The sequence below is a fragment of the Streptomyces sp. TOM-9 genome (assembly GCF_056858595.1).
In genome coordinates this window covers 4,047,562-4,073,710 of record NZ_JBXEQB010000001.1, presented here as the reverse complement: position 1 = coordinate 4,073,710, position 26,149 = coordinate 4,047,562, and the positions used below count along the sequence as shown (strand labels likewise).

Here is a 26,149-nt window from a genome sequence, read left to right as displayed (position 1 = left end):
CTCCCCCAGCCTTCGGCCGGGGGGACCCCCATCCGGCGCGGTTGGTGCGGGCCTCGCGGGGTTCGTGGGTGGGCCGGGGTCGGGGCCTCCGGGGCTGGGCATTCTGGACCGCATATTTATGTGCATGGCGGGCGGTCCAGGTCGGACCCCGGATGCCGCACAACACATACACGTCAGCGTCCAGAACGCCCACCCTCCCCCAGCCTCCGGCCGGGGGTGCCCCCAACTCCCCTGCCCCCTCCGTTGGTTCCGCGACCAACGGCCGGTGGGGGGTTGAGAAGGCGGTCCGGGGTGGCCGCTAGTGCCTACTCACCCCCACCGGCCGTCATGCGCCCGCACAGCGGGAGGTGGTGTGGCGGGGTGCGCCCATGGGGGTCCCCCCGGCCGAAGGCTGGGGGAGACGAGCGGCGAACCCGGCGCCGAATGATGTGGACGTACACCGCGAGCGCTGTGGGGGTCCCCCCGGCCGAAGGCTGGGCGAGTGCGCCGGCGCGGCACCGACCCCACAACGACCGCGCGAGGCGGTCACTGACCGCGCCGGATGGGGGTCCCCCGGCCGAAGGCTGGGGGAGGGCGGGCGGCGGGGAAACCGCCCGCCGCAGGCGCAACGCACCCGCACACAAACAACGGGCCGCAAGGGGCACCCCGGGCCGCAAACACACCGCACCCCGGAGGGCTACGCGTGGGGGCGGCCCATCGCCCGGAACGTCCAGCCCGCCGCGCGCCATGCCGCCGGCTCCAGCGCGTTCCGCCCGTCGATGACGTGTCGGCGCCCGGCCACCGCCCCGAGCACCGCCGGGTCGAGCTCGCGGAACTCCCGCCACTCCGTGAGGTGCAGCACGACGTCGGCCCCGCGGACCGCCTCCAGCGCCGTCGCGGCGTACCCGAGGGTCGGGAAGAGCCGCCGTGCGTTGTCCATGGCCTTGGGGTCGTACACGGTGACCTGGCCGCCCTGGAGGTGGATCTGCCCGGCGACGTTGAGCGCGGGGGAGTCCCGCACGTCGTCGGAGTCGGGCTTGAAGGCCGCGCCGAGCACCGCGATGCGCTTGCCGAGGAAGCCGCTGCCGCCGCAGGCCTCGCGGGCGAGCTCGACCATGTGGCTGCGGCGGCGCATGTTGATGGAGTCGACCTCGCGCAGGAAGGTCAGCGCCTGGTCGGCGCCGAGCTCACCGGCGCGGGCCATGAAGGCGCGGATGTCCTTGGGCAGGCAGCCGCCGCCGAAGCCGATGCCGGCGCGCAGGAACTTGTTGCCGATCCGCTCGTCGTGGCCGATGGCCTCGGCGAGCTTCACCACGTCGCCGCCGGCCGCCTCGCTGACCTCGGCCATGGCGTTGATGAAGGAGATCTTGGTGGCGAGGAAGGCGTTGGCCGCCGTCTTGACCAGTTCCGCGGTCGGGTAGTCGGCGACGACGAAGGGGGTGCCCTCGCCGATGGGGGCCGCGTAGACCTCGCGCAGCAGCTTCTCGGCGTGTCCGGAGGCGACGCCGACCACGATCCGGTCCGGGTGGAGGGTGTCCTGGACGGCGAAGCCCTCGCGCAGGAACTCGGGGTTCCACGCCAGTTCCGCCCCGTCCCCGGCGGGGGCGAGCTCGGCCAGGCGGGCCGCCAGCCGTGCCGCGCTGCCGACCGGGACGGTCGACTTGCCGACGACCAGTGCGGGCCGCTGCAGGTGCGGGGCGAGCAGCTCGAAGGCGCTGTCGACGTAGCTCATGTCGCAGGCGTACTCGCCGTGCTTCTGCGGGGTGTTCACGCAGACGAAGTGGACGTCGCCGAAGGCGGCGACCTCCTCCCAGGAGGTGGTGAAGCGCAGCCGCCCGCTGGAGTCCGGCAGGCCGGCGACGTGGCGGCGCAGCAGTTCCTCCAGGCCCGGTTCGTACATGGGCACGCGGCCCGCCGCGAGGGTCTCGATCTTGGCGGGGTCGATGTCCAGGCCCAGCACTTCGAAGCCCAGCTCGGCCATCGCCGCGGCGTGCGTGGCGCCGAGGTAGCCGGTGCCGATCACGGTGAGCTTGAGCGCCATGCGGACGGTCCCTCCCAGGTCGTGGCCTGATTGCGAGGTTGAGCATAGCCCCGGGCGGTGACCGGGCTTTCCCCGGCGCGTGCACCGAAGGGGGCCGGGGCATGGGCACGGCACCGTCCCAGGCGCCACAATGCCCCCTACGCACGCGTGGGGAGCGGGTGCACAGGGTGGGGGTGGATCATGACGACGACGGATCCGGTGGGCCACGAGGAGACGGCGGTCCCGGAAACGGAGCGGGAAGCGGCGCCGGGGGAGACGGCGGAGCCGGCCCGCAGGGGGCGCAGTCGCACCCGGAGGGTGCTGCTGGGCGCGCTGGTCCTGCTGGCCGTGGGGGTGCTGGGGGTGGCGGGGACGCTGTGGTGGACGGTGGACCACTACACCGGCAAGGTGGACCGCATTCCCAACGTGTTCCCGACGAAGGTGCCCGAGAGCGAGCAGCCGCAGGCCGCCAAGGGCGGTGAAACGTTCCTCCTGGTCGGTGTGGACACCCGTTCCGAGCTGCCGACCACCGGCCGGGACGCCAAGGCCCCGGAGTGGAAGCGCGGCGCCCAGCGCAGCGACACGATGATGCTGGTGCACCTGCCGGCCGACCGCGAGCACGCTTACGTGGTCTCGCTGCCCCGCGACAGCTGGGTCCCGATCCCGGGGAACGGCACGGCCAAGCTGAACGCCGCCTTCTCCTGGGGCGGCCCGCCCTTGCTGATCGACACCGTGCAGCGGCTCACCGACGTGAAGGTCGACCACCTCGCCGTCATCGACTGGAGCGGCTTCAAGACCCTCACCGACGACATCGGCGGCGTGGACCTGGACGGGAAGCACATGAACGGCGAGGAGGCCCTCGCGTACGTCCGCTGGCGCTACGACCTGCCGCGCGGTGACCTGGACCGCACCCACCGCCAGCAGGCCTTCCTGCGCGCGGTGATCGCCAAGACGCTGACCAAGGACTCCATGAGCAACCCGCTGAAGGCGAAGGAGCTGCTGGACCGGGTCACCGGTGTGGTCAGCGTCGACGACCGGCTCTCCGACGGGGACCTGCGCGACCTGATGTGGAGCATGCGCGGGGTGCGCCAGGGCGACATGGTCTTCATGAACGCCCCGGTCGGCGGGCTCGACATGATCAAGGGCCAGTCGGTGGTGCTGCTCGACGAGAGCGGCACCGCGCGGCTGTGGGAGGCCATGCGCAACGACACCATGGCCGAGTACGTGGCGAACCACTCCCTCGACCGTCTGGGCTCCTCCACCCCGTGAGCCCCGAGGGCGCGGCGGGGAAGAGCGGAGGGGCCGGCCGGGCGCGGTGTGCGCGCCCGGCCGGCCCCCGGCCGTCCTACGGGGTCAGGAGTCGGGCGTGACCGTGACCTTGTCGTCGTTCTTCAGCTCCGAGACGAGCTGCTTGACCTTCGGCATGTCCCACTTGAGGGCGCTGCCCACGTTGGTGCTGATGGAGCCCGAGGTCGGCATGTTCATCGAGACGCCCTCACCGCCGGAGACGCTCTTCATCGCCCAGAACATCGACACCAGGTCCCACAGGCTCATGTCCTTGTCGACGATCAGCGTGTCGAGGCCCGCGCCCATGGTCGGGTAGAGCTTGAAGGGGTTGAGGACCGTGCTCGGCGTGGCCGTCTGGCCCGCGAGCGCGGCGAGGAACTTCTGCTGGTTCTTGGTGCGGCCCAGGTCGCCCTCGGCCTCCTGGTAGCGCTGGCGGACGAAGGCCAGGGCCTCGTCGCCGTTGAGGGTCTGCTTGCCCTTCTTGATGTGCAGGCCCGAGTTCTTGTCGTTGATGTCGCGGGGGATGTCCAGCTCGACACCGCCGACCGCGTCGACGAGGCCCGCGAAGCCGGCGAAGCCGATCTCCGCGTAGTGGTCGATGTGCAGGCCCGTGTTGTACTCGACCGTGCGCACCAGCAGCGTCGGTCCGTCTATCGAGTAGGCGGCGTTGAGCTTGTTCTGGCCGCGCGAGGCGAACGTCTTGCCGGACTCGGAACCCTTGAACTCGGGGATCGTGACGTAGGAGTCACGGGGGAGCGAGATCAGCGAGTTCCCGTTGTCACCCACGTGCAGGATCATCATCGAGTCGGTCCGCTTGCCCTCGGCGGAGCCGGTGTGCAACTGCTTCTTCTGCTCGCCGGACAGGCCTTCACGGCTGTCGGAGCCGACGATGAGGTAGTTGGTGCCCTCGCCGGTCTCCGGGCGGTCTATGACCGTGCCGAGGTCCACCTCGCGGCGCACCTTGCCGTCCGCCCAGAAGTAGGTGCCGATCGACCAGGCGGCGACCACGACGACCAGACCGATCAGGACGGCCTTCACCCGCCGCTTGCGGCTGCCGGGCGGTGAGGTGCGGCCGCCGGTGGACGGCGGGCCGTACGAGCCGCCGCCGTAACCGTCGTGGCCCGCGCCCGGGCCTGCGTGACCGGGGACGCCGCTGCCGTACGCCTGCTGGCGGGGCACGCTGCCGGGAGCCGCCGCCGCACGGCGCGGGGACAGCTCGGGGGGCAGCGGAGGCTCGGAGATCTGCTGCTGCCGCTGGTTCCTGTTGTCGGACCAACCGTCGGGCCATGCGTTCATGTACCGCAGTGTGCCCTGCCGCCCTGCCCGGCAGTGCCTCCGTGGCGCTTCTGAAGCAGAGCTGATGCAAAGGTCACAGGACCGCGGTGATGCGGTGACCAGTTGTGTCCGGGTGCTCTCAGCCGGTGAGGTGCGTCGGGGCGTTGGTGTGGGTCTCGATCATTCCGGCGGCCTGTTCCAGCAGTTCGTGCGCCAGGTTGGAGCAGGCCCGGGAGGCGGCCACGTCCTCCCCTATGCGCATGTCCGGCTCGTCGTTCGGATTGCGCCGCGAATAGCCGTGGCCCACCACGCCCGGGGCGCCGTCCCCGGAGAGCGAGGCGGTGCAGGCGGTGCGGCTGCCGTCCTCCTCCAGCGACAGCTTGATCGTCCACGTCTTCTCCATGGCGGATCACCTCTCGGACCTCGGGACGTCGGCCCCTTTCTCAGCATCCGCCCGGCCCCGCCGCCGGGCAAGGTGTGCCCGGCGGGGAGCACGGCACGGCAGTGCTTAGGGTGGAGCCATGTTCGAGGAGCCACCCCCGCACCCTGTCCCGTTCAAGCCCACGTCCGCCTCGCGGATCACGCTGGCGCACATCATGACCCACCACGACACGAACCTGCTGGGCACCGTGCACGGCGGCGTGGTCATGAAGCTCGTGGACGACGCGGCGGGCGCCGTCGCCGGACGGCACTCCGAGGGGCCCGCGGTGACCGGCGCCATGGACGAGATGGCCTTCCTGGAACCGGTGCGGGTCGGCGACCTGCTCAAGGTGCAGGCCCAGGTCAACTGGACCGGGCGGAGCTCCATGGAGGTCGGCGTGCGCGTGCTCGCCGAACGCTGGAACGAGTCCGGCCCGGCGACCCAGGTCGCCAGCGCCTACCTGGTCTTCGTGGCCGTGGACGCCGAGGGCGCGCCGCGTCCGGTGCCCCAGATCGAGCCCGAGACCGACCGGGACCGGCGCCGTCTGCAGGAGGCGCAGATCCGCCGCACGCACCGGCTGGCCCGCCGCCGGGCGATCATGGAGCTGCGCGAGAAGCGCGCCGCCGAGGGCTTCGAGGACTGACGGCGCCCGGCGCCCGGCCCTCAGCCGCACGCGACGCGGTCGCCGCGCGCGGGCGGGAGCTCCACCGGCGGCGCCGCGGGCGGGTCCGGCTCACCGGCCCGCACCGGGGTCAGGCCGTCGTAGTCCGCGCCCACGGTGATCCGCAGCGTCGACCCCAGCCCGGAGACCGCCCGCAGCTCGGCGTACGGCAGGGCCGTCCCCAGGGCCTTGGCGGAGCGGTCCCAGCCCGGGTCGTAGTGGATGACCGTGTACTCCGCGTCGTGCCGGACGGTGTTGCCGGGCGTACCGGTGGTGTGGAAGCCCAGGCGGCGCAGTTCCTTGTCCACGCGCGCCCCCAGTCCGTTGACCGTCGTCCCGTTGTTGACCTGGACGCGGATCGACTTGGGCGGCACGTCGACCTGTTCCGGCTCGGGCGCCGAGGGGCTGGGCGTGGCCAGGGGGCCGCCGTCAGGGCCGGTCAGCGGGCGGTCCTCGCGCAGCGCGTCGAAGATCCGCCCGGCGCCCTTCACGTCCCAGCGCAGGGTCGTGCCCACGCCCTGCACCCGGAACGGCGTGGCGTCCACCGGCACCGACGCGAACTCCACCGAGCTCGCCCCGAAGCCGCCCCGCAGCCCCGTGGCGAGCGCGATCAGGTCGTCCGGCTTGGTCTGCCGGTCCGCGCGCACCGAGCCCAGCGCGGCCTTGGCCACCTGGTCGAGCTTGACGGGGTTCTGCAGCAGCCCGATGTCGGTGACCCGGCGGACCAGGGCGGCCAGGAACCGTTGCTGGTTCTGCATCCGCGGGAGGTCGGGGCTCCCGGGGTAGTGACCGGAGCGCACGTACCGCAGCGCCGTGCCGCCGTCCGCGCGGACCGTGCCGGCGGGCAGGTCGAGGCCGGTCAGGGGGTCCCGAAGCGGCTGGGCGAAGCAAAGGTCGACGCCGCCGATCTTGTCGACGGTCTTCATGAAGGAGCCGAAGTCGAACTCGGCGTAGTGGTCGACCTTGATCCCGGTCATCTTCTCGACCGTGCTGACGGCGAGCGAAGGGCCGCCCACCCCCCAGGCCCACTTCAGCTTGCCGGGGCGGGGCAGCTCCGCGTACGAGTCCCGCGGCAGGGCGACCACGCTGACCCGCCTGCCGTCCCGCGACAGGTGCGCCAGCATCATCGTGTCGGTGCAGTCGCAGGGCTCCCCGCCCAGGCGCAGCGCGGTGCGCTGCGCCGCGGTCAGCCCGCGGCGCACGTCGGTGCCGACCAGCAGGAAGTTGGTGCCCTTGGTGGGGTTGGGCCGGTTCTTCATCCCGGCGAAGGCGTCCACCCGCGCGAGGCGGTCGTCCATGTGCCCCAGGACGGCGTGCCCGATCCCGCTGGCGGTCAGGATGCCCAGCGAGACGGCGCCGAGGACGCGCATCCCGCGGCGCACGGGCGACCGCTTCCGGGCCCGGCGGGCGGCTGCGATGGGCTGCTGACGGCGACGAGCGACGGTCATGGAGTCACGCTAAGGAGTCATACCGTCGTACGGGATGAGCCCCGCCCGGCTGCACGTGTTCGTATCATCCGTTCGCGGTAACGTGTCCGGCTGTGAACGCTGCGACCCCCCACGTGCTGCCCGCCGTCTCCGTGATCATGCCGGTGCTCGACGAGGAGCGGCACCTGCGCAACTCCGTCCGCCACATCCTCGAACAGGACTACGCGGGCGAGCTCGAGGTCGTCATCGCCCTCGGCCCCTCCACCGACCGCACGGACGAGATCGCGGCGGAGCTGGTGCGGGAGGACCCCCGCGTCCACACGGTGCCCAATCCCACCGGCCGCACCCCCGCCGCCCTGAACGCCGCCATCAAGGCCTCCCGGCACCCGGTCGTGGTGCGGGTCGACGGCCACGGCATGCTCTCGCCCGACTACATCGAGACCGCGGTGCGGCTGCTGGAGGAGACCGGCGCCGCCAACGTCGGCGGCATCATGCACGCCGAGGGCGAGAACGACTGGGAGCGTGCCGTCGCCGCCGCCATGACCTCGAAGATCGGCGTCGGCAACGCGGCCTTCCACACCGGCGGCGCCGCCGCCCCCGCCGACACCGTCTACCTCGGGGTCTTCCGCCGTGAGGTGCTGGAGCAGCAGGGCGGCTACAACGAGGAGTTCATCCGCGCCCAGGACTGGGAGCTGAACTACCGCATCCGCGAGGCCGGCGGCCTGATCTGGTTCTCGCCCGAGCTGCGCGTCTCGTACCGCCCGCGGCCCAGCGTGCGCGCGCTGGCCAAGCAGTACAAGGACTACGGGCGCTGGCGCCGCGTGGTCACCCGTTACCACCAGGGCTCGGTCAACCTGCGCTACCTGGCCGCCCCGGCCGCCGTCGTGGCCATCGCGGCGGGTGTGGTGGTCGGCGCCGCGGTCACCCCGCTCGGCTTCGTCGTCCCCGGCGGCTACCTCGCGGCCATCGCGCTGGGCTCGCTCCCGGCCGGCAAGGGCCTGTCCGCCGGTGCGCGGCTGCAGATCCCGGTGGCGCTCGCCACGATGCACATGGCGTGGGGCTACGGCTTCCTGACCAGCCCGCGCTCGCTCGCCCGGCGGGTCATCGCCAGCCGCCGCCCGGCGGTGCGGGCGGCGGCCGACGCGTGATGCGGCGGGTGGACCCCTACCAGCTGTAGTAGGAGTTCACCTTCATGCACGCCGAGTCGTCGGAGGCGTTGAGCGCGCTCGCGCTGTCCAGCACTTCCTTGGTGTCGGTGCTGCTGGCCGCCGGGTAGGTCGACCCGGCGGTCCAGTCGGCGCCGATCACCAGCGTGATGCCCTCGGCGGACGAGGACTTCTTCACCGCGCCGGTGGGCAGCTTCAGCGCCTTCGCCACGGCCAGGGCGTCGGCCTGGTCGTCGTCGCTCGCGTAGGTGATCGTGCTGCCGGACTGCGACTGCGGCGTGGAGTCGGACTCGGCCTGGGTGAAGCCCAGGGTCTTCAGCTTCTCCGTGACCGTGCTCGCCCGGCCGGGGGTGGCGGGCACCGAGGTGCTGCCGGTGCCGTTCTGGACCGTCACCGCGATCTCGCCCTTGGGCGAGGCCTTCGCGGTGGCCGTGGCCGTGCCGGTCTTCTTTTTCTTCTTCGAGGCCTTGCCGTCCACGGCCTGGTCGTTGCGGAGCAGCGTGAAGAGCTTGGTCGCCGCGGAGGTCGGCACGACGTGCGCGGTCGGGTTCTGCGGGTCGGCGCCCCAGGGCATCGTCGTCATGGTGATGCGGTCGGTGGGAACGCCCTTGAGGTCGTTGCCCAGGTCGTAGAGCTTCTTGACCGTGCCGAGGCCGGTGTCGACGGTCAGCGCCTTGGTGGCGGCCTCCGCCAGGCCCGTCAGCTTGCCCGGGTCGTTGAGCTTCGCGCTGGACTTCAGCTGGCGCACCATCGCGTTCATGTACATGTGCTGCGCGTGGGTGCGGCCGATGTCGCTGCCGTCCTCGAAGCCGTGCCGGGTGCGGAGCCACTGCAGGGCCTGCTTGCCCTTGATGATGTGGTCGCCCTTGGTGAGCTTGAGCCCGGACTTGCGGTCCCAGACGTTCCCCTTGACGCAGACCGGGACGCCGCCGACCGCGTCGGCCATGGACACCACGCCGGCGAAGTCGATCATCATGAAGTGGTCGATGGATATGTCGGTGAGCTTCTCCCAGGTGGCCACGGTGCAGCCGGGGCCGCCGTGCTGGAGGCTCGTGTTGATCGTCTCCGAGGTGGTCTCGGGGTAGACCTGCCCGTCGTCCGGGTCGGTGCACTTGGGGATGGTGACCCGGGTGTCGCGCGGGATGCTGACCACGGTCATGTTGCTGCGGTCCGCGGAGACGTGCAGCAGCATCTGGACGTCGGCCAGCGGCTTGCGGTCGGCGTCGGCCTTGGCGCCGCCGAGCTTCTGGTTCGCCTTGGACGCACGGCTGTCGGAGCCCAGCAGCAGGATGTTCAGCGGGGTCTGGCCGGCGGCGTTGGCCTTGCTCTTGGCGGCCTGGCTGTCGCCGAGGTTCAGCGCGTCCTTCTTGATGTTCGCGTTGAGGTGCTGGTAGTACGCGTAGGCGGCGCCGGCCGAGCCGAGTATCGCCACCGACGTGACGATCGCCACCCAGCGCAGGGCGCGCCTCTTGCCCTTCTTGCGGCGGCGGTTGCCGCGGCGGCCGCCGCCGTCGTGGTCGTCGTTCGCCCCGTCGCCCTGCGTCGCGGTCAGGGTGCCGGTGGACGCCCTGTTGCCCCCGTCGTCCTCGTAGGCGTCGTAGTCGGCCCGGTGGCCGTCGTCGCCGTAGCCCCCGGTGTCGTAGCCCGTGGCGTCGTAGTCCGCCGGCTGGTAGGGCGCGTACGGCTCCTGGGGCGGGTACCCGCCGCGCTGCGGCTCCTCCGGGCGGTAGCCGCCGCGCTGGGGCTGCTGCGGGACCGTCGGGTGCGGGGTGGGCTGCTGCGGGATGTACGGCTGCCCGTGACCGTTTCCGTACGGAGAGTCGTCCCATCCGGGTTCGTGAGGATCGTAGGGGGCGTTCCGCCCTCCAGGGATGCTGCCGTGGCGCATGTGTGCCCTCCCATGACGCGCTGGTCACTACGGTCACCGGTTGCGCCGCAGCGCGCGGATCGTGGGTGATTCTCAGCTGTGCGACTGTCAAGGTCCTGTGGAACCGGAACAGCCCTGCTCGCGGATGGTTGGAGGTCACGATACATAAACCGCGACGGGGTCAAGGCATTCGCTTCTTATCGCCTGTGTAAAACGATCGTGCGCATTACCCCAAACCGGGATCCCAGCGATATGGCCTGTACACGTCCATGCAGGCTGAATCATTCGCTCCGTTCAGGGCCCCGGCGCTCGTGGGCAGCGATCCGTCGTCGTCGGAGGCACCCTGGAAGGCCGTCCCCTCCTGCCAGTCCGCGCCCACGACGAGTGTGACGGAGGCGACATGTGAGGATTCCTTCACAACACCGGCGGGGAGCTTGAACACCTTCGCCACGGCGAGCGCGTCCGAGCGGCCCTGCGCGCCCTCGGCGGCCGGGTACTCGATCACGGTGGCCGCCGACGGCTGCGGTGCGGTGGCCGCAGCCGCCTTCCCGAACCCGCCTTGGGCCAGCGCCGTGGCCAGGGCGCGCGCCCTGCCGTTCACGGGAGTGCCCGTGGCGTCGCCCGCGGTGCCGTTGACGACCGAGACCGGGATGTCCGCGGCGGGCCGCGCCGCCGGTCCGGTGGGCTCGTTCTTCGCCTTCTTCTTCCCCTTGTCGTCGAAGGGGAGGTCGTGGACGAGCCGCGACCACACCTTGGGGGCGGCCACCGGGTCCGGCATGTAGTGCTGGTCGTTCTCGGTGTCCGTGACCGGCGGCATGGTCAGCATCGTGATCCGGTTCGACGGGACGCTCTTGAGCTGCATGCCGAGGTCGAAGAGCTTCTTCGGGGTGCCGATCTCCTCCGACACCTGCAGCGCGTTGGTGGCGGCCTCGGCGAGGCCGCGCAGCCGCCCGCCGTCGGTGAAGACGTTCTGCGAGCGCAGCTCCCGCACCATCGAGTTCATGTACATGTGCTGCGCCTTGGCGCGCCCGAGGTCGCTCTCGAAGGCGTGCCGGGTGCGCAGCCACTGCAGGGCCTTCTTGCCGGTGATCTTCTGCGTGCCCGCCTTCAGCTTCAGCCCGGAGCCGCCCGGCTGCTGCGGGGTCGGGTGGTCCCACACCGGCTGCTTCACGCAGACCTCGACGCCGCCGACCGCGTCGGCCATCTTCACCACGCCCGCGAAGTCGATCATCATCCAGTGGTCGATGTAGACCTTGGTGAGGTTTTGCACGGTGGCGAGCGTGCAGCCGGGGCCGCCGCGCGCCAGGCTCTCGTTGATGATCGCGTGCGTGGTGGCGGCGAACTTCTTGCCCGTCTTCGGGTCGGTGCACTTCGGGATCGGCACCCGGGTGTCGCGCGGGATGCTCACCACGGACATGTTGCTGCGGTCGGCGGAGACGTGCAGCAGCATGATCACGTCCGCGCGGGGCGGTTCGTCCTTGGTGTACCTGGCGCCGCCGAGCTTGAGGTTCTCCGCGGAGTTACGGCCGTCGGCGCCCAGCAGCAGGATGTTCAGCGCGTTCGTCGGCGCCTTGGCCACGTCGCTGTCGCCGCTGTTGCGCTTCCCCTTGCGGAGGTTGTGGCTGAGGTGCTCGTAGTACGCGTAACCGGCCCCCGCCGTCCCGAGTATGAGCACCGCGAGGGTGACCGCGATCCACCGGACGACCCGGCGTCTGCGGCGCTGCGGCGGCCGTGCGCCCGGCTCTCCGCCCGGCCTTCCGCCCGGCTGTCCGCCGCCGCGTCCCGGGTCCGTGTGCGGGGCCCGCGCCGCGTCCGTGCCCCGCTGCGGCGCCCCGTCCCGCGGGTGGTCGTCGTAGAGGCTGTCGTCCCAGCCGAGATCGCGCACACGACTGTCCGTCATCGTCCGGTTCCCACCCCTGATACCCCTGTCGACCCTGGTGCCCTTGCCGGGCGGCTACTTGGCGCACACGCTCTTGTCGTCCGCCTCGACCTTCTGGATGCCCTCGGGCGCCTTCGTCGGCGGGGCGATCGGCGTGCCCGCCTGCGTGAAGTCCTTGCCGAGGGTGAGCGTCATGTTGGCGCGCGGGGCGGCGTCCTCGGTGCCCTGCTTGAGCGCGGAGGCCGGCAGCCCCATCATGTCGGCCAGCCTGCGTGCCTGGTCGGCCTGGTTGGGGGCGTACTCCAGCGTGGTCTTCTGCAGTTCGGTGGGCGCGTTGCCGCCGTTGGTGGAGCGGGTGACGCCCTCCTCGTTCTGCAGCCAGTTGACGGTGTCCTGGGCGGCGCCGAAGACCCCGCTGCCGTTCAGCACCTCGACCCGCACGTTGATCGCGTCGGCCTTGGGGCCCTTGAGCTTGGCCGCATCGGAGGCCTTCTGCTTCTTCTTCACCTCGGTGAGCGAGACGTCGTTGCGCACCATGGTGAACAGCTGCGGCGCCTTGGTCTCGTCCAGCACCACCGTGGCGTGCACCTTCTCGGCCGGGTTGTCTATCACCGGCACGGTCGCGAAGGTGATGTTCTTGGTGTCGACCCGGCTCAGGTCCTTGGCGAGTTGGCTGAGCTTGGGCACGCTGCCGATGCCGGTGTCGACGGTGAGCGCCTTCGTCGCCGTGTTCGCCAGCTTGAGCAGCTTCGTCGGACTGGTCAGCGTGTCGCCCGACTTCATCGTGCGCATCATCGAGCTGAGGAACTGCTGCTGCAGCTGGATGCGGCTGAGGTCGCCGCCGAAGCCGACGCTGTGCCGGGTGCGGACGAAGGCCAGCGCCTGCTCGCCCGCGACGATGTGCCGGCCCTTGTCCAGCTTCAGGTGCGAGTCCGGGTCGTCGATGTCCTTGGCCAGGCACACCTCGACGCCCCCGACCGCCGTCGACAGGTCCTTCACCGCGTCGAAGTTGGCCATCATGAAGTGGTCCGGGGTGATGCCCGTCAACGCCTTGACGGTGCGCATCGTGCAGCCCGGGTCGCGGCCGTACTGGCCCAGGCTGGTGTTGAAGCGGACGTCGCTCTCACCCGGGATGATCTTCGTGGAGCCGTCGGACTGCTTCGTCGGGCAGTCCGGGATGTCCGTGATGATGTCCCGGGGGATGCTCAGCGCCGTCGCGTTGGAGCGGTCCTTGGAGACGTGGAAGAGGATCGTGGTGTCGGCGTGGCCGACGTTGGCCGCGTCGCCGTACTTGCCCTTCAGGCCCTGCCGGCTGTCGGTGCCGATGACCAGGATGTTGACCGGTCCGGTGGACGTGGCGTTCTTGGAGCCGATGCCCGGGTCGATCGTGTGGATGTTGCCGTTGAGCTGCTGGTACAGCGCGTAGACGCCCACGCACGCCGCGATGACCACGACCCCGAGCGTGCCGGCGGTCCAGATCAGGGCGCGCTTCTTGGTGGACTTCCGGGACTTGGGCCGGCGCCGGCTGGTGCGCGCGGCCGCCCGGCCGCCGCCCTCGCCCCTGGTGCCGCCTGCCCGGCTGCCGCCCGCCGCCCTGCCGGTGCCCGCCGCGCGGCCGCCCTCGGGGGAGCGGCCGCCCGTCGTGGCGCGGCCCTCGCCCTCGGCGCCGGAACGGCCCTGCCGTGCGCGGCTTCCGCCCTGCGGCTGGACGCGCTGCGTCCGCCGGCCCGTCCCCTGCGCGGGGACGCCGGGCTCCGGCTGCTGCGGGGGGTCCAGCCGCAACTGGTAGCTGCCCGTCTCGGGATCGAAAACCCACTGATCCGCCGGGTCGACGTGCTGCCTACGGCCTTGCGTGTCCACGGTCGATCGAGTCCTCCGTCTCGGCCGCTGCAACAGGCCGGATCGCTCACACTAACCCCACAGTTCAGCGTGTACGCCCGTCGCTGACAAATTCCGCTCTCCTACACCTGGACAAACTGTTCAATCCCCACTGCCGCCGCACACGTCGCGGTCGGCGGTGGTGCCGCGGTACGAGGGGGAGGCGCTCGCCGACCCCGACGGTGTGGGAGATGCGGGAGAGGCGGTGGAGGTTCCGCCGGCCGTCGGGCGGGCGGAGCCGGAGCCGGTGCCCTCGTCGCCCTCGACGGTCACCTGCCCGTCCTCGCGCAGGGTCGTGAACAGTTCGTCCGCGGCGGGTTGCACCAGTTCGTCACGGTTGGGGTCCGCCGTGTACGGACGCCGCGGCACGGTCAGGAAACGCACCTGGTCCGTGGGCGTCTTGCGCAGGCTCTGCGCCAGCTCGTACAGCTCGGCCAGCGAGTCGAGGCCCTCGTCCGCGGTGAGCGAGGAGGTCGCGGCGTCCAGCAGCGGGTAGAGCTTGGCGGGGTTGAGCAACACGCCCGTGGAGTCGACCTTCTGCACCAGGGAGGCGAGGAACTGCTGCTGGCGGTCCATGCGCTGGGTGTCGCTGCCGTCGCCGATGCCCTTGCGGGCCCGGACGTAGCCGAGTGCCTGCTCGCCGTGCAGCTCCTGGCGGCCGGCCTCCAGGTCCAGGTGCGCGTCCTGGTCGTGCACGGCGTGCGGGACGCAGACCTCGACGCCGTCGACCGCGTCGACCATCTTCTTGAAGCCGTTGAAGTCCACCACGAGGTGGTGGTCGACGCGGATCCCGGTGAGCTTCTCCACCGTACGGATCGTGCAGGCGGCGCCACCGAACTCGAACGCCCAGTTGAACTGGGCGAACTGGGGGTTGGTCATGCTGCCGTCGGACCGCCGGCAGGAGGGGATGTCGACCATGAGGTCGCGCGGCAGGCTGACCGCCGTCGCGCTCTTCCGGTCCGCGGCCAGGTGCAGCAGTATCGCCGTGTCCGACCGCTGGGTGCCGGTGTCCTGGCCGTACTTGCCGTTTCCGTCGCCACGGTTGTCCGAACCCAGGAGCAGGATGTTCTCGGCGGTGGTCGCCTCGGGCAGCACCTTGGGCCGCTCGGACTGCACCCGCATCAGCTCGTGGGCGGTGTCCGTGTCCGTGTGGATGTTCCCGTCGAGCTGCTTGTACAGGTACCAGGAGATCCCGGCCCCCGCCAGCAGCACCAGGGAGACGACGACGGCGAGGACGCGCAGCCAGGTGCGGCGGCGCTTCCTCGGCGCGGTGTCGGCGGGAGGGGTGTCGGCGGGAGGGGTGTCCTCGGCTTCCGGCGAATCGGCTGGCGTGGTCACGTCCGGGCCCGTCCTTACAGGTGCTGCTGATGATCAGGTCACCTATAGAGACCGTCCAAACCCGTACTCGGTTGTGCGGAGTTGTTCAGTTCCGTCCGAGGTCTTCAGGAACGGTGGGCCGGTGCGCGGTCAGGCCGTGTGGGTCACCCGCTCGCTCTCCCGGCGTTTGTCCAGGTCGGCGGGGGGAAGCCGGTCCAGGTTGCGGCAGAGCACCACGGAGGCGTCCGCCGCCAGCGGTGCCAGCAGCCCGGCGGCCAGACCGTCCCAGTCGTCGTACGGCCGGCCCGAGAGCAGCCGCGCCCCGGCCGTCAGTCCCAGGGCCGCGGCGGACGCGCGGGCCCGTTCGACCACCTGCGCGCCGGTGAGCTCCTCCCCGCCCGGCAGCTGCAGCGCGGGCGCGTCCGCGCCCACCGGCGCGTACGGGACGAAGCGGTCGCCCTGGGAGGGGACCTCGACCGCGTAGTCGAGGAAGCCCTCCGGCGGCTGCGGGAAGCGGCCGCCCAGTGGGCGCAGCGCCAGCGCGACCCGCTCGCCGGAGCAGGCGCGGGCCTCCTCCAGGGTGTCCGGGCCGGAGACCACGAGGTCGGCCTCGCCCGGGTCGCCGCCCGGCACCACGACCACGCCGGTGGAGAAGCAGGCGAGCACCCATACCGCGGTCTGCCAGTGCGCCGGCAGCAGCAGTGCCGCACGGTCACCCGGCTGGGCGCCCAGTTCGTCCTGGATGAGGTTGGCGGTCTTGGCCACCCAGTTGCCGAAGGTGGCCACCGACAGTTCGACGCGTTCGCCGGTGGCGTCGTCGTAGAAGGTGACCAGGGGCCGGGCGGGGTCCGCCGCGAGCGCGGAACGCAGCAGGTCGGCGGGTGTACGGGCAGTCGATGTCACGCGGCCCAGGCTACGTCAGGCGGGGGCGTCCCGGGTGCCTCTGATGGGCCGGCAGAACAGGACGGCCCGTCAGATCCCGGCTGCGCGTTCTGGGGCCTTATGTAACTGTTCTTCCCATGCGTGCACTTCTTGCGACGTCGATCTCCGCGGCGTGCATGGCTGCCCTCGCCCTGCCGCTCGCCTTCCCCTCCGGTGCCACCGCCACCATCCACGCGCCGGTGCGGGCGGCCGCCCCCGGCACGCCCCCCGGCGACACCCACACCCTGCCGCTGGCCCCGCTCGCCACCTCCGGCCGTGCCATCGGCACCCCGCTCGCCCAAGGGCTGCCCGCCCGTGCCGTGCGGCCGTTCTCCCTGATCGGCATCACCTGGGACGACGTCGGCACCGACCTACGGGGCACCGTCCAGGTCCGGACCCGCGCCACCGGCACCGGCATCTGGTCCGGCTGGCGCACCGTCGAGGCGCACAACGACGACGCCCCCGACGCCGGCTCGCCCGAAGGCTCGGCCTCCGCGGTGCGCGGCGCGACCGCCCCGCTGTGGGTCGGCCGTTCCGACGGGGTCGAGGTGCGGGTCGTGCCCGAGGCCCCCACCGGCAGGCGCGGAGTGCGGCCCGGCCTGCCCAGGGGACTGCGACTGGAGATGGTCGACCCCGGGGACGAACCGGGTGACGGGTCCGGCGACGGCCCCGGCGACGACCTGGGCGGCAGCTACCTCGACCCCGACGCCGCGCTGGACCCCGGGCCCGCCGGTCCGGGGGGCGGCGGTCCGGACGGCGGCGGTCCGGACGGCGGTGGCACCACGGGCGGCCCCTACGACGGCGGCGACCCCTTCGACGGCGTCGGCCCCAGCGATGCGGGCGACCCGCTCGAAGGCGTCGGGCCCAGCGAGGGCGGTGACCCGCTCGGCGGCCGCCACCCGCAGGACGGCACCACCACCGACACCGCCGCGGACCCGAGCGACACCTCCGGCACCCCGGTCGAGTCCCCCTTCGTCCCCGCGCTCAGCCGGTCCCAGACCGAGACCCTCACCGGGCAGCGCTTCACCGGCGCGCGCCCCCGCATCGTCACCCGGTTCGGCTGGGGCGCCGACGAGCAACTGCGCAGCGAGGAATCGGAGTTCACCGACGACGTCAGCGCGATCTTCGTCCACCACACCGCCACCGGCAACGACTACGAGTGCTCCGACTCCCCCTCGGTCATCCGCGGTATCTACCGCTACCACGTCAAGAGCAGCGGCTGGCGCGACATCGGCTACAACTTCCTCGTCGACAAGTGCGGAAACATCTACGAAGGCCGCAGCGGCGGCGTCTCCAAGGCCGTCTTCGGCGCGCACACCCTCGGTTTCAACGAGCACACCATGGGCATCGCCGTGCTCGGCGACTACTCCGAGGAGCAGCCCACCCGTGAGGCCCTGACGGCCGTCGCCCGGCTCGCCGCGTGGAAACTCGGAATTTACGGCCGTGATCCGGAGGGCATGACATACCTGGTGTCCGGAGGGAGCAACAAGTACCCGAAGGGTACGCGGGTCCGCATGAACGTCATCTCGGGCCACCGGGACGGATTCGCCACGCAATGCCCAGGAACGGAGTTGTACGACGATCTCGGCATCATCCGCCGCACCGCGGCGGGGCTCCAGGGCCGCTGATCGCACCCTGCATAGGATTGGCCGCTCACGCGTTCGGCCCGCCAGGAAGCGGAGACAAACACAGGTGACTGAAGCGATCCTCTTGGTCGGTGGCAAGGGCACCAGACTGCGCCCCCTGACGGTGCACACGCCCAAGCCGATGGTCCCCGCGGCCGGCGTCCCGTTCCTCACGCACCAGCTGGCCCGGGCGCGCGCGGCGGGTGTCGAGCACATCGTCCTGGCGACCTCCTACCTCGCCGAGGTCTTCGAGCCGCACTTCGGCGACGGGTCCGCCCTCGGGCTGCGCCTGGAGTACGTCACCGAGGACGAGCCGCTCGGCACCGGCGGGGCCATCCGCAACGTCGCCGACCGCCTGGACTGCGCCCCCGGCGACCCGGTCCTCGTCTTCAACGGGGACATCCTCACCGGCCTCGACATCGCCGGCCTGGTCGCCACCCACCGCGACTCCGGCGCCGACGTCTCCCTCCACCTGACCCGGGTCGAGGACCCGCGTGCCTTCGGGCTCGTGCCGACCGACCCCACCGGCCGCGTCACCGCGTTCCTGGAGAAGCCGGAGACGCCCGAGGAGATCGTCACCGACCAGATCAACGCGGGCGCCTACGTCTTCGACCGCTCCGTCATCGACTCCATCCCCACCGGCCGCGCGGTCTCCGTCGAGCGCGAGACCTTCCCCGGCCTGCTGGCCGACGGCGCCCACCTGCAGGGCATGGTCGACTCCACCTACTGGCTCGACCTCGGCACCCCGCAGGCCTTCCTCCGCGGCTCCGCCGACCTCGTCCTCGGCCACGCGCCCTCCCCGGCCGTCCCCGGCCGCTGCGGGGAACGCCTCGTCCTGGAGGGCGCCCGGGTCGCCGACGACGCCAAGCTCACCGGCGGCACCGCCGTGTCCGCGGGCGCCGTCATCGGCTCCGGAGCGGTCGTCGAGGGCAGCCTGGTCCTGGCGGGCGCCGTCGTCCACCCCGGCGCGACCGTCGTCGACTCCCTCATCGGCGCGGGGGCGGTCATCGGCGAGCGCACCGTCGTCCACGGCTCCGTCATCGGCGACCTCGCGCACGTCGGCGCCGACAACGAACTGCGGCACGGGGTGCGCATCTGGTGCGGCGCGGTCATCCCGGACGGCGCGGTCCGCTTCTCCTCCGACCAGTAGGCGACCGGCCGCCGGCCGCCGGCCGCCCAGGACCCCGGCCGGCGGGCGTACCCCGCCCACCGGCCGGAAACCCGGAAGCCGGACGGCCCACGCCGTACCCTCGGAGGGTGCACCCCGAGCAGAGCCGACTCCTCCGCGCCGCGACCGGCCGCGTCCCCGGCCCCCGCACACCCGGCCGCACCCGCCGCTGGACCCCCCGCGGCCCCCTGGACCTCGGCCTCACGCTCGGCCCCCTGCGCCGCGGCCCCGGCGACCCCGCGTTCCGCGTCGGCGCCGACCGCGCGGTCTACCGGGCCTCGCGCACCCCCGAGGGCCCCGGCACCCTGCGCATCGCCCGCCCCTCCGGCGGCGAGGTCGAGGCCGAGGCCTGGGGCCCCGGCGCCGAGTGGCTCCTGGACCGCCTCCCCGGCCTGCTCGGCGACGCCGACGACCCCGCCGCCTTCACCGCCCGGCACCGCGTCGTCCACGAGGCCCACCGCCGCAACCCCGGGCTGCGGCTGACCCGTACGGGCCTGGTGCTGGAGTCCCTCATCCCCGCGATCCTCGAGCAGAAGGTCACCTCCGACGAGGCCTACCGCTCCTGGCGGGTCCTGCTGTGGCGTTTCGGCGAGCCCGCCCCCGGCCCCGGCGAGGAACTGCGCATGCGCGTGATGCCCGACGCCCGCGGCTGGGCCATGATCCCCTCCTGGGAGTGGCACCGCGCCAACGTCGACGGCAAGCGCTCCGCCGCCGCGGTCCGGGCCGCCCGCGCCGCCGCCCGCATGGAGCAGGCCACCACCCTCGCCCCCGCCGACGCCCTCGCCCGCCTCCAGGCCGTTCCCGGCATCGGCCCCTGGACCGCGGCCGAGACCCTGCAGCGCAGCAACGGCGACCCCGACGCGATCACGGTCGGCGACCTCCACCTGCCGCACACCGTCGGCTACGCCCTCACCGGCGCCCACCGCTGCGACGACGCCACCATGCTCGAACTCCTCGAGCCCTACGCCGGCCAGCGCCACCGCGCCGCCCGCATCATCCTCCTCACCGGCCGCCGCCCCCCACGCCGCGCCCCGCGCATGGCCCCGGGGAACATCGTGGCCCTCTGACCCGCGCGGACACGGGTCAGAGGGCAGGGGAGGCCGTGGGCCGGCCGACGGGTCAGCCCATGGTCATCTTGGTCTTCCAGCCCACCCCGTCGGTGTTGGTGATGACGACGGTGCCGGCGCCGCCTTCCGAGTTCACCGCCGCGGCCAGTGAGTCGAGCTTCACCCCGCCCGTCGTCGGGTCCTTGATGCCGGTGCGCAGCAGGAGCCGGGCACTGACGTCCGTCCGGTAGACCAGGTCGGTCTTGCCGTCCCCCGTGGCGTCCCCGGCGGAGACGATCTGGGTGATGGTGGCTGGAGCCGGTGCGTTCGAGCGCAGGTTGCCGTTGGCGTCCACGACCATCAGGTCGGGGAATCCGTCGCCGTCGCCGGCCCGGACGTACAGCACGTTGGGGGCCGGCCAGCGGCGGCTTCGCGCTCGACCAGGTCGTCGGCGTCGATGTCGGCGCCCCTTTGGCGCACGTGACCGATCCGGTGTACAAGGCCGAGTTGAAGCCGTCGTCGCTCGCGTCGGCGTCCGGGAACTGCGTCGCGTCACGGTGGGCGGGGTGGGCCGGGCGCTGTCGAAGACGAACCGGCACGGTGTCGAGGTGGGGGTGTAGGCCGAGGTGGTGCCTGCTTGTCCAGCGACTTGGCCCGCCAGGAGTAGGTGGTGCCGTTCTTCAGGCCACTGGTCGAGAAACGTCAAGGAACTGATCACGGTTTCTTCCTCGACGCCGGACGCCGGTATCGAGGTGTACACCCACCGGAAGGCGAAGGACCCGAAGGACGACTGGAAACCGATACCCCATCCGGTGCCCGAAAAGGTGAATGAGCCCTCCTGCAAGAGGGCGTGGCACGGATTCCAGGACTGGTGGCATGAAAACATCGAGAACCATGACTGGTCGCAAAATCCGCTTACTCTGGAATCCGGTGGCGGTCCGATCTTCGTCCCGCCCCTGTCACCCGTGTTCTGAGCCTGTGTTATATTCCGCGCATGGCTGAGGGATTTCGAGTGAATTCCAGTGTCCGGGCAGAACTCGACTTCGCGCTCCCGGAGGGCGGCACCGCCCTCCGGGAACTGGTCGAGCCTTGGTTCGCCGACGCGGTCCGAGAGTTGGCCGGAAGCGCCATGGACCCCTTCGTCGGCGCGCTGGACCTGACGGACCGGGAATCCGCGCTGACGACGGCGGGCGCCCCCTACGGCCGACCCGGAGAATTGTGGGGATCGCTCTGGATCGCGCGAGTTCTGAAAAGCGGCCGCAAGCGTTCCGGACGGATCTTTTCCCCGAAGAATTGGGAGAAATTCCTGCGGGATCTGGAGTCCGTGCCGCTCGAGGCGGAGCTGAGACTGGCCGTCCTCGGTCCTGACGGTTATCCCGGCAGCACCTGGATCACCATCGGCGCCAGGCGGGACTACGAAGCACCCGAGTGGGTGGCCCTGACGGTGGACAGGTCGAGCGAGGAATTCGAGAAGGCCCAGTCCGCCTGGCACGACTTCATCATCCGGCACGCGGATTCCGGAAGGGGTACGGCGCTTTTCGGCTGTATCGCCGACGACACGGACAGCACCACCGGCCGGAGCTCCCTGGAAGCGGCACTCGGCCTCTTCCAGGACGAGACGTTTCCCGTCCTGGACCGGAATGTGCGGGGCTATTCGTGGATCACCGTGTGCTCGCCGGGTGTCGCGGAGCTGCTCGGCGGCGCGGAGGCGGTCCGTAGGGACGGAACCTTCGCGCAGGTTCGTGGGGTGGCCGGCGGGTCGCTGTTCCTCAAAGCCACCGAGGACGTCCGTGAGTACGGGGACGACAGAGTCCTGGCCGTGTTCGAGTCCCTGCGCGCCGTACTCCCGGCAGGGACGCCCTCCTCGTTCATCTCGGACAGGAAAGTCCGTCTCGTCTTCCGCGACGCACGGTGAGACGGACGATCGCCCTCGCAGGGGCCGTGATGCTGCTGGGGTCCCTCATGGGATGCGGTACGCGACAGGCCGACGACCCTGGGGCCGGTTCGAGCGCGCCCCGGCCGGCCGACGCGAACAGTGTCGCCGCCGACGTGAGCGGTGCGGCGGAATCCGCTGGACTCAAGGCCGCGGCCTAGGTGTCGCCCGAGGACCACGGCTGTGTCGTCGGTCTCATGGCGCAGCCGATCGGGGAGGAGCCCGCCCGGACGATCGATGCGGCACTCGACTGGCTCCACGAGAACGGGTGGAGCGGTGAGGAGCGATCGCTTCCGCAGGGCATCTCTCAGGTTCGCCTGACGCGCCAGGGCTGGACACTCCTGATCCGGGACTACTCGCAACCGTCCGACGCGGTACGCGACATCACGGGTCTGGTCGCTCTCAAGGCCACCAGGGACGACTGTCGGCCCACCTCGGAGCCGCACCGGTCACCGCGTTCGCCACGGTGACCGGCCCCGACCCGCAGCCCGGGAGGCGCGTGCGGGCCGAACGGCCCGTCACCGCACCTCGATGAACGCCTCCGCGCTCCGCCCCGGCCGCTCCTTCGGCGGCGCCGCGGGCCGGCCGACGGCGACGGCGCCCATCGGGTCCCAGTCCTCCGGCAGGTCCAGCACCTTGCGCACCACGTCGCGGCAGAACATCGTGGAGGACACCCACGCCGACCCCAACTGCTCGCCGGCCAGCGCCACCAGGAAGTTCTCCACGGCCGCGCCCATGGCGACCACGAACATCTCGCGCTCCGCCGCCGACCGCCGCGGGTCCGGGTAGTCGTGCGCCCCGTCCGCGACCAGGCAGGGCACCACCAGGTACGGCGCCTTGCGCAGGACGTCGCCGCGGCGCACCCGCTTGGCGATGGACTCCTCGCTGCGGCCGTCGCGGCGCAGGTCCGCGATCCACGCGTCGCGCATGGCGTCCAGCAGCCGGACCCGTGCCGGTTCCGACTCCAGCAGCACGAAGCGCCACGGCGTCGTGTGGTGCGGCGCCGGCGCGGTGACCGCGAGGGCCACGGCGCGCCGTACGGCCGCCCCGTCGACGGGCTCGTCGGTGAACTCGCGGATCGTGCGCCGCAGGGAGACCGCCTCGCGGACGGCCTCCGAAGTGCCCAGCCGGAACATGTCGTTGGCGGCGACCCGGACGAGGGCGCGGCCGCCTTCGCCGTCCTCCTCGGAGGGCAGCACCAGGCCGTCCAGACCCCGGACGAGGGCGACGGGCGCCCCGGTGGACTTGCCCTTCACCAGGTCGCCGGCCGCGGCGAGCTCGTCGGCCAGGGCCGTGACCGTGACCGCCAGTTCGTTGCCGTGGGAGTCGGTGGCGCCCCGCAGGTCGTCCAGCACGCGCAGTCCGGCCGCGCCGATCGCCACGTCGGTCAGGCCCTCGCGCCAGGGCCGCCCGAAGGTGTCGGTGACGACCACGCCGACGTTGACGCCGAGCGCGTCCCGCAGCCCCGCCCGGATGGCGCGGGCGGAGGCGTCCGGGTCCTCGGGCAGCAGCAGCACCGTGCCGGGGGCCGTGTTGGAGGCGTCCACGCCGGCCGCGGCCATGACGAAGCCGTGCCGGGTCTCCACGATCCGGGTCGGCCCGCGCCGTGCGACGAGCCGCACCGTCTCGGCGTCGATCGCGGCCTCGCGGTCGGTGGCGCGCACCACGCGCCCCTCCGCCTTGCTGACGATCTTCGAGGTGACGACGAGGACGTCGCCGTCGGCCAGTTCCGGCGTGTTCGCCGCGATGAGCTTGGCCAGGTCGGCGCCGGGCTCGACCTCGGGCATGCCCGTGACGGCCCACACGCGGTAGGAGGCGATCACGCCCGCACCTCCCCGGCCAGCGTCAGCGCCTCGTGGGCCATCGCGGCCGTCGCGTCCAGGTCCGTCATCATCAGCGGCACGGCCCGGCACCGGATGCCGGCGGCCTCGACCTCGTCCACCGCCCCGGCGTCGACGGTGTCGACCAGCCAGCCGTCCAGGAGGCCGGAGCCGTAGTGCGCGGCGACCGCCGCCGCCGTGGACTCCACGCCGACCGCCGCCAGCACCTTGTCGGCCATGCCCCGCACCGGCGCGTTCCCGACGATGGGGGAGAGGCCCACCACCGGCACGCCCGCCTCGGCGATGGCCTCGCGGATGCCGGGGACGGCCAGGATCGTCCCGACCGACACCACCGGGTTGGACGGCGGGAAGAGGATGACGTCCGCCTCGCCGATCGCCTCCAGCACGCCGGGCGCGGGCTTGGCGCCCTCCGCGCCGACCGGCAGCACCGCGTACGCCGGGACGGAGGCCCGCAGCCGCACCCAGTACTCCTGGAAGTGGACCGCCTTGCGCCCGCCACCGGGGCCCGCGTCCGGGTCGTCGACGACGACGTGCGTCTCGATCCGGTCGTCGGTCATCGGGATCAGCCGCACTCCCGGCTTCCAGCGCGCGCACAGCGCCTCGGTGACCGCGCTGAGCGGATAGCCCGCGCCGATCATCTGGGTGCGCACGATGTGCGTCGCGAAGTCGCGGTCGCCGAGGCCGAACCACTCGGGCCCGACGCCGTAGGCGGCCAGTTCCTCCTTGACCGTGAACGTCTCGTCGGCGCGGCCCCAGCCCTGTGCCTCGTGGATCCCGCCACCGAGGGTGTACATGACGGTGTCGAGGTCGGGGCAGACCTTGAGGCCGAACAGGTGGATGTCGTCGCCGGTGTTGCCGATGACGGTGATGTCCGCCTCCGGCGCCGCCGCCTTCAGGCCGCGCAGGAAACGGGCTCCCCCGATGCCGCCGGCCAGTACCACGATTCGCATGCGGACAGTCTGTCAGCCCGCCGCGTCAGCCTGCGAACGTCCCCTCGCTTGCCGGCTCCCCGGAGGTGCAGGCGTACGGGGTCATCTCCGTCAGGCCGGGGAAGTAGATGTGCAGGCTGACCGCGCCGTCCAGCGAGTCGTTGACCACCTCGTGGACGTAGCCGGGGGCGAACACCCGCTGGTGCCCCGGCAGGAGTGAACGGCGGGTCCCGCCGTTGCCGCCGAGGGCGTGCTCGGTCAGTTCGCCCTCGAGGACGGTCAGCACGCCCGAGGAGCGGCCGTGGTCGTGCAGCCCGCTGCCCTGCCCCGGCACCCAGCTGAGCAGCCAGACCTCGTAGCCGGGTCCGGTCTCCAGGCGGTCGTACCAGCGGGTGGTGGCGTCGTAGCGGACGCGCGGTGCCCAGCGGCCGCGGTCGGCCGCGATCCTGCGGGCCAGCCCGGCGAATTCCGCGACGGTGGCGGGGTGGGCGGGAGCGGGCGGGAGGAGGTGGGGGATGGCGAGGGGGTCGCCGGCGATCGAGACGTCGCTGTTCATGGGTGCGGGAGTTCCTACGGGAAGTGAGGAGCGTCAGGCATGCGCATGAGGCTGTGCGGGCTGGGAAGAGTCCTTCAGCGGCAACAGCTGGAACAGCGACAGTGAGCTTCCACGGCACGACGGAACTCGCCGAGGCGGCGGATCCGGGCAGGCGCGTGGGTCACTGACATGCGCCCTAGCACACCGGGTCCTCGGCGGCCTGTCAACTTGATGTCGGGTTTGTCGTAAATCTTTCACCTGATCCGGCTATTCGACATGGCGAAAGGTTTGTGCGCCGAAGACCCAGGAAAAGTGCCGACGCAACCACACGGCTACGCAGGAACGTCTCCTCGTGAAACGTCGTTGTGTTTTCGTGATCGCATCGTGATCGCCGCCCCCCAGGGGCGTCGACCGTGGTTGACGTATGCGGACGTTTGGGCTGATTTGAACACTTTCTGTCAGGCCTTGGTTCCGCAGGGTGAATAACGGGCCCAATAGCAGATCTCGGCTTGACTGGCCCGTATCGGCACACTTGTAATTTCACTCGTGTCGTTCGACCGTCGCAGGTAACGGCAACATCACGGGGACGCGAAAACAGACGAGGGGCGCGCATGACCGAGCTGTTCCAGCTGTTGCTGGCCGAAGAGGCCGACGAAGAGCTCGGGTGGCAGGAGCGCGCGCTGTGCGCGCAGACCGATCCCGAGTCCTTCTTCCCCGAGAAGGGCGGCTCCACCCGCGAGGCCAAGAAGGTCTGCCTCGCCTGCGAGGTCCGTTCCGACTGCCTCGACTACGCCCTCGCCAACGACGAGCGCTTCGGCATCTGGGGCGGCCTGTCCGAGCGCGAGCGCCGGCGACTGAAGAAGGGCGTGGTCTAGAGCCCTCCCCGGGCTGCCGCCCGGCACATCGGGGTTCGTACGTATATGTGCCCCGGACCCGGAAGGGCCGGCTCCCGCAACCGTTAGTGTGGGGGCCCG

At 71.8% G+C, this 26,149-nt stretch carries 20 protein-coding genes and 1 pseudogene; 8 read left to right on the top strand and 13 right to left on the bottom strand.

Annotated elements, in window-relative coordinates:
* Positions 1–676 precede the first annotated feature (676 nt).
* Entirely contained in the window at positions 677–2,020 is a 1,344-nt protein-coding gene (locus AC1VWI_RS18865) for a UDP-glucose dehydrogenase family protein (RefSeq protein WP_499512182.1), read from the bottom strand.
* 180 nt (positions 2,021–2,200) lie between these two features.
* Between AC1VWI_RS18865 and AC1VWI_RS18860 the strand changes: the two genes are divergently transcribed.
* Positions 2,201–3,268 (top strand): LCP family protein, encoded by a 1,068-nt coding sequence (locus tag AC1VWI_RS18860; RefSeq protein ID WP_499512181.1) that lies wholly within the window; start codon positions 2,201–2,203, stop codon positions 3,266–3,268.
* Positions 3,269–3,352: 84 nt separating this feature from the next.
* Here AC1VWI_RS18860 and AC1VWI_RS18855 read toward each other — a convergent pair whose 3' ends face one another.
* Both AC1VWI_RS18855 and AC1VWI_RS18850 read right to left on the bottom strand, forming a co-directional pair.
* A complete protein-coding gene (locus AC1VWI_RS18855; RefSeq protein WP_499512180.1) occupies positions 3,353–4,582 on the bottom strand; it encodes an LCP family protein in 1,230 nt (409 codons plus the stop codon).
* A gap of 118 nt (positions 4,583–4,700) precedes the next feature.
* Entirely contained in the window at positions 4,701–4,964 is a 264-nt protein-coding gene (locus tag AC1VWI_RS18850) for a DUF1876 domain-containing protein (RefSeq protein ID WP_499512179.1), read from the bottom strand.
* A gap of 118 nt (positions 4,965–5,082) precedes the next feature.
* On the opposite strand from AC1VWI_RS18850, the gene AC1VWI_RS18845 reads away from it, so the two are divergent.
* On the top strand, positions 5,083–5,625 hold the full coding sequence (locus AC1VWI_RS18845) for an acyl-CoA thioesterase (RefSeq protein WP_018559720.1): 543 nt from the start codon (positions 5,083–5,085) through the stop codon (positions 5,623–5,625).
* A 20-nt stretch (positions 5,626–5,645) separates the two neighbouring features.
* On the opposite strand, the gene AC1VWI_RS18840 is transcribed toward AC1VWI_RS18845, so the two are convergent.
* The gene (locus tag AC1VWI_RS18840) at positions 5,646–7,091 is read right to left on the bottom strand and encodes an LCP family protein (RefSeq protein WP_499512178.1); all 1,446 of its coding nucleotides are present in this window, start codon (positions 7,089–7,091) and stop codon (positions 5,646–5,648) included.
* An 83-nt stretch (positions 7,092–7,174) separates the two neighbouring features.
* Between AC1VWI_RS18840 and AC1VWI_RS18835 the strand changes: the two are divergent.
* A pseudogene (locus AC1VWI_RS18835) lies at positions 7,175–8,218 on the top strand (glycosyltransferase family 2 protein); the annotation flags it as partial.
* Positions 8,219–8,234: 16 nt separating this feature from the next.
* On the opposite strand, the gene AC1VWI_RS18830 reads toward AC1VWI_RS18835, so the two are convergent.
* The 5 genes from AC1VWI_RS18830 to AC1VWI_RS18810 all read right to left on the bottom strand — a co-directional run bounded on the left by AC1VWI_RS18830 (position 8,235) and on the right by AC1VWI_RS18810 (position 16,080).
* Positions 8,235–10,124 (bottom strand): LCP family protein, encoded by a 1,890-nt coding sequence (locus AC1VWI_RS18830; RefSeq protein ID WP_499512177.1) that lies wholly within the window; start codon positions 10,122–10,124, stop codon positions 8,235–8,237.
* A gap of 205 nt (positions 10,125–10,329) precedes the next feature.
* Complete coding sequence (locus AC1VWI_RS18825; protein WP_499512176.1) at positions 10,330–12,003, bottom strand: LCP family protein; 1,674 nt, start codon at positions 12,001–12,003, stop codon at positions 10,330–10,332.
* Positions 12,004–12,057: 54 nt separating this feature from the next.
* Positions 12,058–13,842 carry an LCP family protein gene (locus AC1VWI_RS18820; RefSeq protein ID WP_499512175.1) on the bottom strand — a complete coding sequence of 595 codons (1,785 nt, stop codon included), beginning with the start codon at positions 13,840–13,842 and terminating at the stop codon, positions 12,058–12,060.
* Positions 13,843–13,962: 120 nt separating this feature from the next.
* Positions 13,963–15,198: an LCP family protein gene (locus AC1VWI_RS18815; RefSeq protein ID WP_499512174.1), complete on the bottom strand. Its 1,236-nt coding sequence runs from the start codon at positions 15,196–15,198 to the stop codon at positions 13,963–13,965.
* Between the two features lie 129 nt (positions 15,199–15,327).
* Entirely contained in the window at positions 15,328–16,080 is a 753-nt protein-coding gene (locus AC1VWI_RS18810) for a TIGR03089 family protein (protein WP_499512173.1), read from the bottom strand.
* A 116-nt stretch (positions 16,081–16,196) separates the two neighbouring features.
* On the opposite strand from AC1VWI_RS18810, the gene AC1VWI_RS18805 reads away from it, so the two are divergent.
* From AC1VWI_RS18805 to AC1VWI_RS18795, 3 genes are all read left to right on the top strand, one after another.
* Positions 16,197–17,726, top strand: coding sequence for a peptidoglycan recognition protein family protein (locus tag AC1VWI_RS18805; RefSeq protein WP_499512172.1), 1,530 nt, complete (start codon positions 16,197–16,199; stop codon positions 17,724–17,726).
* 64 nt (positions 17,727–17,790) lie between these two features.
* Positions 17,791–18,873, top strand: coding sequence for a mannose-1-phosphate guanylyltransferase (gene manB, locus AC1VWI_RS18800; protein ID WP_499512171.1), 1,083 nt, complete (start codon positions 17,791–17,793; stop codon positions 18,871–18,873).
* Positions 18,874–18,980: 107 nt separating this feature from the next.
* Positions 18,981–19,958: a DNA-3-methyladenine glycosylase family protein gene (locus AC1VWI_RS18795; RefSeq protein ID WP_499512170.1), complete on the top strand. Its 978-nt coding sequence runs from the start codon at positions 18,981–18,983 to the stop codon at positions 19,956–19,958.
* Between the two features lie 52 nt (positions 19,959–20,010).
* Here the strand turns inward: AC1VWI_RS18795 and AC1VWI_RS18790 are convergent, their stop codons facing one another.
* The gene (locus tag AC1VWI_RS18790) at positions 20,011–20,343 is read right to left on the bottom strand and encodes a hypothetical protein (protein ID WP_499512169.1); all 333 of its coding nucleotides are present in this window, start codon (positions 20,341–20,343) and stop codon (positions 20,011–20,013) included.
* A 588-nt stretch (positions 20,344–20,931) separates the two neighbouring features.
* Here AC1VWI_RS18790 and AC1VWI_RS18785 point away from each other — a divergent pair.
* On the top strand, positions 20,932–21,852 hold the full coding sequence (locus tag AC1VWI_RS18785) for a hypothetical protein (RefSeq protein ID WP_499512168.1): 921 nt from the start codon (positions 20,932–20,934) through the stop codon (positions 21,850–21,852).
* A 536-nt stretch (positions 21,853–22,388) separates the two neighbouring features.
* Here the strand turns inward: AC1VWI_RS18785 and AC1VWI_RS18780 are convergent.
* The 3 genes from AC1VWI_RS18780 to AC1VWI_RS18770 are packed head-to-tail and all read right to left on the bottom strand — an operon-like array spanning position 22,389 to position 25,196.
* Positions 22,389–23,657, bottom strand: a complete 1,269-nt coding sequence (locus tag AC1VWI_RS18780) for a coenzyme F420-0:L-glutamate ligase (protein WP_499516850.1) — start codon at positions 23,655–23,657, stop codon at positions 22,389–22,391.
* Between the two features lie 32 nt (positions 23,658–23,689).
* Positions 23,690–24,661 carry a 2-phospho-L-lactate transferase gene (cofD, locus tag AC1VWI_RS18775; protein WP_499512167.1) on the bottom strand — a complete coding sequence of 324 codons (972 nt, stop codon included), beginning with the start codon at positions 24,659–24,661 and terminating at the stop codon, positions 23,690–23,692.
* A gap of 25 nt (positions 24,662–24,686) precedes the next feature.
* The gene (locus AC1VWI_RS18770) at positions 24,687–25,196 is read right to left on the bottom strand and encodes a cysteine dioxygenase (RefSeq protein ID WP_499512166.1); all 510 of its coding nucleotides are present in this window, start codon (positions 25,194–25,196) and stop codon (positions 24,687–24,689) included.
* Between the two features lie 590 nt (positions 25,197–25,786).
* Between AC1VWI_RS18770 and AC1VWI_RS18765 the strand changes: the two genes are divergently transcribed.
* Entirely contained in the window at positions 25,787–26,050 is a 264-nt protein-coding gene (locus AC1VWI_RS18765) for a WhiB family transcriptional regulator (protein WP_018559705.1), read from the top strand.
* Positions 26,051–26,149 lie beyond the last annotated feature (99 nt).

Coding starts and splice junctions, on each gene's coding strand:
- AC1VWI_RS18865 (WP_499512182.1), bottom strand. CDS start 2,020: ATGGCGCTCAAGCTCACCGTGATCGGCACCGGCTACCTCGGCGCCACG.
- AC1VWI_RS18860 (WP_499512181.1), top strand. CDS start 2,201: ATGACGACGACGGATCCGGTGGGCCACGAGGAGACGGCGGTCCCGGAA.
- AC1VWI_RS18855 (WP_499512180.1), bottom strand. CDS start 4,582: ATGAACGCATGGCCCGACGGTTGGTCCGACAACAGGAACCAGCGGCAG.
- AC1VWI_RS18850 (WP_499512179.1), bottom strand. CDS start 4,964: ATGGAGAAGACGTGGACGATCAAGCTGTCGCTGGAGGAGGACGGCAGC.
- AC1VWI_RS18845 (WP_018559720.1), top strand. CDS start 5,083: ATGTTCGAGGAGCCACCCCCGCACCCTGTCCCGTTCAAGCCCACGTCC.
- AC1VWI_RS18840 (WP_499512178.1), bottom strand. CDS start 7,091: ATGACCGTCGCTCGTCGCCGTCAGCAGCCCATCGCAGCCGCCCGCCGG.
- AC1VWI_RS18830 (WP_499512177.1), bottom strand. CDS start 10,124: ATGCGCCACGGCAGCATCCCTGGAGGGCGGAACGCCCCCTACGATCCT.
- AC1VWI_RS18825 (WP_499512176.1), bottom strand. CDS start 12,003: ATGACGGACAGTCGTGTGCGCGATCTCGGCTGGGACGACAGCCTCTAC.
- AC1VWI_RS18805 (WP_499512172.1), top strand. CDS start 16,197: ATGCGTGCACTTCTTGCGACGTCGATCTCCGCGGCGTGCATGGCTGCC.
- AC1VWI_RS18785 (WP_499512168.1), top strand. CDS start 20,932: ATGGCTGAGGGATTTCGAGTGAATTCCAGTGTCCGGGCAGAACTCGAC.
- AC1VWI_RS18780 (WP_499516850.1), bottom strand. CDS start 23,657: ATGCCCGAGGTCGAGCCCGGCGCCGACCTGGCCAAGCTCATCGCGGCG.
- cofD (WP_499512167.1), bottom strand. CDS start 24,661: ATGCGAATCGTGGTACTGGCCGGCGGCATCGGGGGAGCCCGTTTCCTG.
- AC1VWI_RS18770 (WP_499512166.1), bottom strand. CDS start 25,196: ATGAACAGCGACGTCTCGATCGCCGGCGACCCCCTCGCCATCCCCCAC.
- AC1VWI_RS18765 (WP_018559705.1), top strand. CDS start 25,787: ATGACCGAGCTGTTCCAGCTGTTGCTGGCCGAAGAGGCCGACGAAGAG.